General features: G+C 60.9%; 5 protein-coding genes. All 5 read right to left on the reverse strand.

Annotated elements, in window-relative coordinates; translation table 11 throughout:
• A partial coding sequence (locus tag ABNU97_RS16825; protein WP_348767821.1) for a copper resistance protein B occupies positions 1 to 733 on the reverse strand: 733 nt, incomplete at its 3' end.
• Entirely contained in the window at positions 726 to 2,636 is a 1,911-nt protein-coding gene (locus tag ABNU97_RS16830; RefSeq protein ID WP_348767822.1) for a copper resistance system multicopper oxidase, read from the reverse strand. The genes ABNU97_RS16830 and ABNU97_RS16825, both read right to left, overlap by 8 nt.
• A gap of 61 nt (positions 2,637 to 2,697) precedes the next feature.
• Positions 2,698 to 3,561: a cytochrome c gene (locus ABNU97_RS16835; protein ID WP_348767823.1), complete on the reverse strand. Its 864-nt coding sequence runs from the start codon at positions 3,559 to 3,561 to the stop codon at positions 2,698 to 2,700.
• 578 nt (positions 3,562 to 4,139) lie between these two features.
• A complete protein-coding gene (locus ABNU97_RS16840) occupies positions 4,140 to 4,640 on the reverse strand; it encodes a hypothetical protein (protein ID WP_148045601.1) in 501 nt (166 codons plus the stop codon).
• Between the two features lie 678 nt (positions 4,641 to 5,318).
• Positions 5,319 to 5,948, reverse strand: a complete 630-nt coding sequence (locus ABNU97_RS16845; protein ID WP_348767824.1) for a protein-disulfide reductase DsbD N-terminal domain-containing protein — start codon at positions 5,946 to 5,948, stop codon at positions 5,319 to 5,321.
• Positions 5,949 to 6,095: the final 147 nt, after the last annotated feature.

Here is a 6,095-nt window from a genome sequence, read left to right on the forward strand (position 1 = left end):
CCCAGCGTACGCCGATATAAGGCGCGAACTCGCGCTTGATCTCGTAGCGCAGCCGCACACCCGCCTCGGTATTGTTGAGCCCGCTGGCGAGACCGTACTCGGGCACGTCCTGGGCCGAGGCGTTGACCTCGAGCCTTGGCTGCAGGATCAGACGCTGGGTGAGCAGCAGTTCGTACTCGAATTCGCCGCGAAAGCTGACATCGCCGTCCTCGCTCACGAACAGAGCTGTGTCCGACTCGAACCAGTAGGGCGCAAGCCCCTGAACGCCGAGCACGGCAAAGCCGCGATCGGGGTTGGGGTTGACGTCATAGCGCAGGCCCGCCTGGACGCCCCAGAACGGCGTGATCGTGCGGTTGTAGAGTGCCTGGAACTCGGTGTCTTCGGGCGAGCCGCCGTCGATCGGTCCCTCACCTTCGGTCTTGAACCAGAATTTGTGGGTGTCGCCACCGAGCCAGCCCTGCGCGTCCCAGAGGTAATTGTCCTCACCGCTTTCGGGTACGCCGTACTCCAGGCGATCAATCAGTGCGAAACCGTAAACGGCCTCGTCCTTGAGAATATCCGGCCATTCAGCGGGCGCTCCGCTGCTGGCATTGCGCTCGCCGGGGGGATAGATGGCGTCGGGATCGGCATTTTGGCCAGGCAATGTGCTTTCGTCGGCCGCCGGCGCCAAGCCGGGCAGCGCCAGCATGATCAGCACCAGGACGTACAGGAGGGGCAGACGGGTATTAAACATCGGTGTTCTCCTTTTGGCTGCGGGGGCCCACCCGCACAACTCGGGCCATGCCCATTTCCATGTGGTAGAGAAGGTGACAATGGAAGAACCAGCGGCCGGGCTCGTTGGCGGTGACCAGTAGCGACACACGCGAGCCGGGCAGTACGCTGATGGTGTCCTGGAACGGCAGATGATCGCCCTGGTCGTTTTCCAGTTCCATGAACATGCCGTGCAGGTGGATGGGGTGCTCCATCATGGTGTCGTTGATCATGATCAGCCGCACGCGCTCGTTGTAGGGGAAGTCGATGGGGCTGTCGGTATCGCTGTACTTCACCCCGTCAAACGACCACATATAGCGATCCATGTTGCCGGTCAGGTGTAGCTCGATGGTCTTGGCCGGCTCGCGTTTGTCGGCCATGGGCTTGGTGTTGCGCAGTTGGCTGTAGGTCAGCACCCGGTGCGGCACATCCTTGAGGCCGGTGCCGCGCTCGGCCAGGCGGTTGCGCTGGACGGTCGCGGTGGTGATATTGCCGGGCCCATGACCGTCGGGACCGTGTCGAGCGATCACGGGACCCGCCGGTTCCATCATGGCGATGCTGTTGTCGGCGCCCATGCCCGACATCGGGTTGTCGCCGTGTTTCATCGTGCCCATGTCGTGGCCCTGATGAGACATGCCGGCCATGCCCTGGCCTTTTTTCGACATGTCCATCTTTGCCATGTCGTCGCCGCCCGACATCTTCATGCCGTCCATGTTCATCATGTCCATATCCATGCCCATGTCGACCATGGTGCGCGTTGGCTGGGCGCGCAGGGCCGGCACGGACGCATCCATGCCCGGCCGCGGGGCTAGCGTGCCGCGGGCGTAGCCGCTGCGGTCCATGGACTCGGCCATTAGGGTATAGGCCTGATCCGCTTTCGGCTCGACCACGACGTCGAAGCGCTCGGCCACCCCGATCTGGAACTCGTCGGTTTCCACCGGCTCGACGTTCTGGCCGTCGGAAGCCACCACACTCATGGGCAGGCCCGGGATGCGGACGTTGAAATAGCTCATGGCCGAGGCGTTGATCACTCGCAGGCGAATGCGTTCACCGGGCTTGAACAATGCCGTCCAGTTGGCATCGGGATGCATGCCGTTCATCAAATAGGTATAGGTGTGGCCGGTGACGTCTGCGATATCGCGCGGGCTCATACGCATGTTCCCCCAGGCCATGCGGTCCCGCAGGGTCGCGCCCCAGCCGGCCTTGGAGACGTCCTCGGCAAAGTCGGCGACCGTGCGCTCGCTGAAGTTGTAGTAATCGCTCATCTTCTTGAGCTTGGCCAGTAGCCGGTGCGGATCCTCGAAAGTCCAGTCGCTCAGAACCACGACGTATTCGCGGTCGGCGTCGATATGGTCCTCGCGGCTCTGCGGGTGGATGACCAGCGGCCCGTACTGGCCCAGCTGTTCCTGTAGACCGGTATGGCTGTGGTACCAGTAGGTGCCGTACTGGCGAACCGGGAACTCGACCTCGAAGGTGTCGCCGGGATCGATGCCGGGAAACACGACCCCGGGGACGCCGTCCATCTGGAACGGCAGCAGGATGCCGTGCCAATGGATCGACGTGGACTCGTCGAGATGGTTGTGCACGCGCAGGCGGGCGGTCTTGCCCTCCCAAAGTTCTACCAATGGCCCGGGGACGGTGTTGTTGACGGTAATCGCCGAGGACCGCCCGCCTGCAATGTCGATGATCTCGCGGCGGATATGCACGTCCATGTCCACATCGCGGGGGGTGCCGCCCGGTACCTGAGCCGTTGCGGTATTCAGTTGGGGGCCCATACCGGGGCGGGCGTAAGCGGGTAGCAAGGCATTGAAGCCGGCCAGCAGGCCGGTTGCACCCATGGCGCGTAAAAGACGGCGTCTATCGTTGTCGTGTGTTCGATTACTCATAATAAAGTACCTTCCAGAATTGCGTTAAATCAGCTGAGAGCCGTTCGCTCTATCGCGCGCATCAATGCGCGTGTCCGTCGTCGTTATGTGAATCGGCAGCGCTATCGCGCCCATCGGTATCGTCATGGCCACCCGCTTTGTCATCGGAATTGTTGCCAACAGAGCTTTTGTTACCACCGTCGTCGTGGCCGCCGCCCTGATCGCCATCGCCGTGGCCGCCAGACTTGTGATCGGCGTTGTTGCCATCAGAGCCTTTGCCGCCACCGTTGTGATGGCCGCCGCCCTGGTCGTCGCCTTGCCCATCGCTGTGGCCGCCACCGTCGTGGCCGCCACCGCCAGCGTGATGGCCGATGCCGCTCGTCTCGGCGGACGCCAGCATCTGCTCATAGTCGGTCTCGGACATTTCGGGCCACTGCTTGACGAACGCGGTCATGGCCCAAAGGTCGGCGTCGCTGTGGGTACTGCCCCAGGCGGGCATGCCCGACGCCTTGATGCCGTGCTTGAGAATCCAGTAGATCTCGCTGGCCGACATCTCTGCGCCGGCGTGGGCCAAGCCGGGCGGCTCCGGGTTCATTCCCTGGGCAGCTACCGAAGGCCTGGCGCCGGGCGGGGCGTGGCACCCGGCACACATGGCGTCGAAATTGGCGGCTCCGGCGAGCAGTTGCTGTTCGCCGCCTAACTCGGGCGCCTCGATATCGGCCGACTGCCGTTCGACCGAGCGATGGACTGCCTGATTGAGTACCCAGTAGGTAATCGGCCAGTGCTTGTCGGTGGCGGCGACGTTGTAGGCGCCGGAATAAACCACGCCGGCCGCCGCCGCGCCTAGGGCCAGAATGCCGACGACCAGCGTCGTCAGCGCGATTTTAAAGACTTGCATTGTTTCGTCTCCAAGGAACGGCGAGCGCGCGCAACTCGAGTCGAACACTTGTGCCGAGCGGCATAAAGTGCGCTTTCTATCTGAACCGGATCAGGTTCGGACGAAAATAGGCTGTGCGATTTACAACGCCGTTCGAGCTGAATAATCGGCGCGAGCAATGCGCCGTAGGGTTTCAGCTATGTGACGAGAGACGGGGGGGGCGATAGGGCGGGCGGTTAAAGCCACGCGCAACCGCGTCGACAGCGCGACTCGCAAAATGCGCAGCGGGAGGGTACTGCGGACCATCCAACGAGTGATCGTTGACCGCGCTCGACGAACAATGCCCTACGAACGCGCAACAGCAGGGTTCGTGGCTATCGGATCCATCGTCCGTTGCCTGCTCTTCGGCACTGGCATGGCTTGCTGTTTGCGCGTGCGTATGGACTGCCGATACGCCGCCGACGGACGATTGACTGGTGACATGCATGCACGACATGCCGTAAACACCGGCTTGCGCTACCAGCATTTGCAACAGCAGAAGTATGGCAATCGATGCACGCATTACGGACTACGATAACGGCTTAGGGGCAGCAGCTCAAGCTACAAGAAGAGGGGCGGCAAATGCCGCCCCAATCTCATCAATCACGTTATTGATCTTTGTGCGGGCCAGCGTGGATGTGTGAACGAGGGCTGGTGTGAGCCGGATCGTCTTTCGGAAGTTCCCTCCCGCGTTCCATTCCTTGATTGCTGATCGAGTCGCCCGACGTTGAACTATCGATTGACCCGTTACTGGCATTTGCCCTATCTGCAGAGATGTCGTAGTCGTCACTGCCTCTGGGCCCCGCATCTTGGCCGCGTATCGGCGACATTCCGTGATTGCTTCCGGAATGCCCGAGGGATGCGCTATCGATCGACGTATTCCACGGCGCTCGGCGCTCGGTTTTTCCAGGGATCTGCTTATTCAGGGCACGTCTTTCGTCGGGCTTATTTAAAGCCGCATCGCTAATGCGTTGTCCGGACATACCGTTGGCTGTTGATAGGTCTTCGAACCGGCTAATATGCGCGGACGCAACCGCGACGCTGCCGAGCGCGATGGCGCCTGCCGAGAGCAGCGAAATAAACGCCGACGTTTTCGTTGGGTGATACATGTCTCTGTCTCCATCGTATTGACAGGGTGTCCGTCTGTTGCAAAACAAACGTTTCGCCATGTCAGTGATAGTGAGTTCGCATGTCCGGGATGCGAAACGAATCGTGCGAACTCGCTTGTCAAACAGTCGAGATCAATCCGAGATGTCGGCCGATCGTGACCGTTGATTAGTCGACAAAACGGTGCATCGACGTGCACCGATACAGTTGGCTATGACAATGGAGACGGGGGACGGTAGGGCGGGAAGGCGAAGCCGGGTGCAGCGTCATCACGAATGCGGCCGGCGATCTTCGTAGCGCGGGCAAACAGCCTGCCGTACAACATGCTTTCGGCGTTGATGGCGCTTGATGGGCAATGGCCGCTAGCCGTGCAATGGGGCGCAAATTCGGCACCCCCATTGTGCCCGCCGTGATCCGCTTGCGCGGCATTCTCTTGTGATACGTGTTGGGCTGCAGCGGTTGCGTTCGACGACGCTTCGTGGACGTGCGTGACCACGGGTGCGACAGCTTGGGCCATCATGGCAACGAAGAACAGTATGAATGTGGCTATTACACGCATCACATAATGTTAGATGGCCATGGCGGCGATAAGTTTCAATGGTAGTGTCAAAAATCGATGCGCCGCCCTGGCTTGAACGTGGCACCAGGGATACGGACTCGGGGCCCGGTTGCCCTCGCTGTCAAGGCGAAGCGGCTGAACCGACCAACGAGGCCGATAGGGTCGAAGGCGGCAAGCAAAGCCCGGAGTCGTTGCACGCCTGTATGTCGGCCTCTACCGTAGCGCGATCGATGTCGGCACGTTCGGCAAGAGTGATAGTCAAGTTCAAGGTGCCCGAATAAACACGGATCGGACTGTCGAGGCCGACATCCATTTCATTGCCCGTCGGGTAAGCGACGTCGGCCGCTAATCGAACGTTGTCGGCGAGGACGTCCACCTCGGTCGGTATAAGAAAATCGAACGAAGCCGGATTCGCATTGATATGCCAACCCGGTTCGATGTCGAGTTCGACTCGAACCTTGTCGCCTTGCCGGAACGCATCAAGGTTTACATGAGCTGCACTGAAGCGTTGCCGGGTCAATCCCGAGTCGGGTGCGCCGTTCGGGGCGATCGACGACTCGGACGCCGCGTAAAGATCGGTCGCATCCCGCCCAGTGCTTCGGGTCTCCTTAGCCGAAACGTCTTTTTCCGCTCGCGTCTTACCAGCGACATCGGATGAGGGCGACTGCCAAAACAGGAAAAAGCCACCCGCCGCAATAGCGGCAGTCGCAGGCAACAGCCAGCGAAGCACAAGATCTTTACCGGTTGACACGCGTCTGCTCTCCACTGGTTTCTATGGCTGTTTTCAAAGTGCTCACCGTAAACAGATCGGGTAGGCGTCGGTGCACAGTCCCGTCCGGCTTTAAGACCACGGCGAAGGGCAGGCCGGCGCCACCGAAGGATCGTAGGTAGGCGTCAA

The organism is uncultured Salinisphaera sp. (genome assembly GCF_964012375.1).
Taxonomy (GTDB): Bacteria; Pseudomonadota; Gammaproteobacteria; order Nevskiales; family Salinisphaeraceae; genus Salinisphaera.